This window comes from Rhizobacter sp. P3_B12 (genome assembly GCF_056402895.1).
This window is the reverse complement of sequence record NZ_JBFUGN010000810.1, coordinates 1-2845: the sequence shown is the minus strand read 5'-3', so window position 1 is coordinate 2845 and position 2845 is coordinate 1. Positions and strand designations below refer to the sequence as shown.

At 71.3% G+C, this 2845-nt stretch carries 5 protein-coding genes and 1 pseudogene; 1 reads left to right on the top strand and 5 read right to left on the bottom strand.

Annotated elements, in window-relative coordinates; genetic code table 11:
* Nucleotides 1-387: GNAT family N-acetyltransferase (locus AC1D01_RS28395; protein ID WP_477872370.1), on the bottom strand; the 387-nt coding region annotated here is incomplete at its 3' end.
* A gap of 1 nt (nucleotide 388) precedes the next feature.
* Nucleotides 389-979, bottom strand: coding sequence for a helix-turn-helix domain-containing protein (locus AC1D01_RS28390; protein WP_477872368.1), 591 nt, complete (start codon nucleotides 977-979; stop codon nucleotides 389-391).
* A gap of 87 nt (nucleotides 980-1066) precedes the next feature.
* Here AC1D01_RS28390 and AC1D01_RS28385 point away from each other — a divergent pair, with 87 nt between their 5' ends.
* Nucleotides 1067-1516 carry a hypothetical protein gene (locus AC1D01_RS28385; protein ID WP_477872366.1) on the top strand — a complete coding sequence of 150 codons (450 nt, stop codon included), beginning with the start codon at nucleotides 1067-1069 and terminating at the stop codon, nucleotides 1514-1516.
* Here the strand turns inward: AC1D01_RS28385 and AC1D01_RS28380 are convergent.
* The 3 genes and pseudogenes from AC1D01_RS28380 to AC1D01_RS28370 form a co-directional block, all read right to left on the bottom strand.
* Entirely contained in the window at nucleotides 1497-2216 is a 720-nt protein-coding gene (locus AC1D01_RS28380) for an LrgB family protein (RefSeq protein ID WP_477872364.1), read from the bottom strand. The genes AC1D01_RS28385 and AC1D01_RS28380 overlap by 20 nt on opposite strands.
* Nucleotides 2209-2577, bottom strand: coding sequence for a CidA/LrgA family protein (locus AC1D01_RS28375; protein WP_477872362.1), 369 nt, complete (start codon nucleotides 2575-2577; stop codon nucleotides 2209-2211). The genes AC1D01_RS28380 and AC1D01_RS28375 overlap by 8 nt, the downstream gene beginning before the upstream one ends.
* Nucleotides 2574-2845: pseudogene (locus tag AC1D01_RS28370) on the bottom strand (hypothetical protein); the annotation flags it as partial. The gene AC1D01_RS28375 and the pseudogene AC1D01_RS28370, both read right to left, overlap by 4 nt.

Genomic DNA, 2845 nt, shown 5'->3' with positions numbered 1-2845 from the left:
CACCAGCAGCGTCTTGCCGTGCTCGCGCGCCAGCGCCTCCGCCGCCCGCATCAGCGCCGCGCCGGTGCCCTGGCGGCGCGAGCGGCGGTGCACCAGCATCTTGCAGAGGTCGGCGCGGTGCGGCTGGTTGTCCGGCTGGTCGAGCACCAGCTGCACGGTGCCGACGATGCCTTGCGCGTCTTCCGCGACCAGCAGCGCGCGCTCGCCGCCGGCGACGCCCTCGGCCACGCGGCGCCAGAAGGCCTGCGCGCGCTCCGGGGCGAACGGCCGCATGAAGCCGACCGATGCGCCGCCTTCGACGCAGTCGATCAGCACCGCGGACAGCGCATCGATGTCGGCCGGTGTCAGGGTGGCGAGGCGTCGCACGGTCAGGTCGGGGGAGGGCATCTCATCTCCAGGGGGCGGTTTCGGTTGTGATCACGACGGCATAGCGGGCCGGCTTGCGCGTCGGGTTGTGGTAGCTCATCGGGCGGTCCAGCACCATCGCGAGGCAGTCGCCGGCGTTCAGGCGGTGCCGCTCGTCGCCGAGGGCGATCGCGATGCTGCCTTCGAGCACCCACACCTGCTGGTGCACGCGCGGCGTGCGCGCGGCCGTCTCGTAATTGACGCGCGCGCCGGCCGGGAAGGCCACCTCGACGATCTGGATCGGCGACGCGAAGCCGGGCGGCGAGACGTTGCGCCGCACATAGCCCGAGGCCGGGTCGCGCCACAGCAGCTGGTCGGCCAGGCGCGACACCGGCGCGGCGTCGGCACCGGGCGCCTCGAACAGCGACGCGAGCGGCACGCCGAGGCCGGTGGCCAGCTTCTCGAGCACGACGGCCGTCGGGCTGCTTTCGCCACGCTCGATCAGCGAGATCATCGAGCGGCTGACGCCGCAGTGCGTGGCCAGCTCGTCGAGCGACCGGCCGCGCGCGGCGCGCCGCTCGCGCACGTTCTGCGCGATGCGATCGGAGAGGGAGGAGGTCGTCTCGTCTTCCATTGGAATAATCATCCAGTATGTTGGATGATCCTGTCAAGGCCGCTGGGATGCATCGCAGGACTCGAGGCGTCGCCTACCATCCACGGCATGTCTCGCCGCAACCTCCATGGCATCAATTCGATCCTGATCGGCTTGCTGGCGCTGTGGCTGCTCGCCTGCGTCAAGCACCTGCAGATCTCCGTCGWCATGCATGCCGGCTACTTGTTGGAGACGCTCGATCGCCTGGGGTGGCTCGCGCAGCCTTCTCGAGGCGACGCGCAGTTGAAGGACTGGGATCCGTTCTCGCTGAACGATGACACCGCGATCACCGTGGCGTTCGGGTTCGGCATCTACCTGGCGCTGGCGGCGATCGGCTCGGCGCTGTGGGCGCAACGGCGTGACGAGGACAACCTTTACCTGAGCGCCGGCTTCATGTGCGGTTCGTGCGCGCTCGTGTATGCGGACTACGCGTGGGGCATGGCGGCGATGTTCGCGGGTGCCGCTGCGATGCTGCTGCTGCGCTCCCGCACGCGTACCGTCAGCTCGCGACGAGCCTGAACACCAGCGGCATCAGCAAGGCCGCCAGCACCACCTGCAGCCCGAGCGCGATGCCGGCGTAGGCACCGGCCTCGTCGTTGACCTGCAGCGCGCGGGCCGCACCGATGCCGTGCGAGGTGGTGCCGAGCGCGAAGCCTCGCACCGCCCAGTCCGTGAACCCGAGCGCGTTGAAGAGCCAGCGTGCCGACAGCGCACCGGCCATGCCGGTCAGCACCGCGAACACCGCCGCCAGGGCCGGCACGCCGCCGATCTGCTCGGCGATGCCCATCGCCACCGGTGCGGTGACCGACTTCGGCGCCAGCGAGCGCACCACATCGGCGGGCATGCCGAACGCGAGGCCCATCGCGACCGCGCTGGCCGCGGCCGCRCTGCCGCCGGCCAGCGCTGCGATGACCAGCGCGACGCCGCGGCGCCGCATCTCGTGCCGCCGCAGCCACAGCGGCCAGCCGAGGGCGACCACCGCCGGCCCCAGCAGCACGTGCACGAACTGCGCGCCGGCGAAGTAGGTCGGGTAGGGCGTCTTCGTCGCGAGCAGCACGCAACCGATCACGACCACCGACCACAGCACCGGATTGGCCCACGCGGCGCGGCCGACGCGCTCGTGGCCGGCCTGCACCAGCACGTAGGTCACGAGCGTGGCCGTCAGCCCGAACAGCGGCGTGGTCGACAGGTAGACCCAGAGCTGCACGAAGTCAGCCATCGCGCGGCACTTGTGAATCCGGTGGCGACCGCAACAACGCACGCAGCACGAGGCCGGTGACCGCCATGCCGATCCAGGTCGACACGCACACCACGACCAGCAGCTGCCAGCCCCAGCGCGACACCAGGTCGAGGTGCGTGATCACGCCGACGCCGACCGGCACGAACAGCAGCGACAGGTGCGTCAGCAGCAGCTCGGCCGCGGCCTGCACCGGCGCACGCACGGCCGGCCAGCGCAGCAGGGCCAGCAGCAGCGCGAGGCCGATCACCGGACCGGGGATCGGCAACGCCAGCGCATGGGCGATGGCCTCGCCGGTGGCTTGCAGCWACAGCAGCCAGGCAAGGCCGCGCAATGCGTTCATCGCTGCTTCCCGCGGCCGATCATCCACGCGGCGCTCAATCCGCTGAGCAACGCGAGCGCCGCGCAGACGGCCATCACCTGCCGGAAGCCGCTCACGAAGGCAGTGCCGATGGCGTGTTGAAGGGCCGGCTTGAGCGCGGCGTCCAGGCCGTCGGGCAGCGCGATGCCGGCGAGCCGGTCCTGCTGATGACGGATCGCATCGGCCACGCCGACCGGCAGCGACAGGTGCGTCAGCAGCAGCTCGGCCGCGGCCTGCACCGGCGCACGCA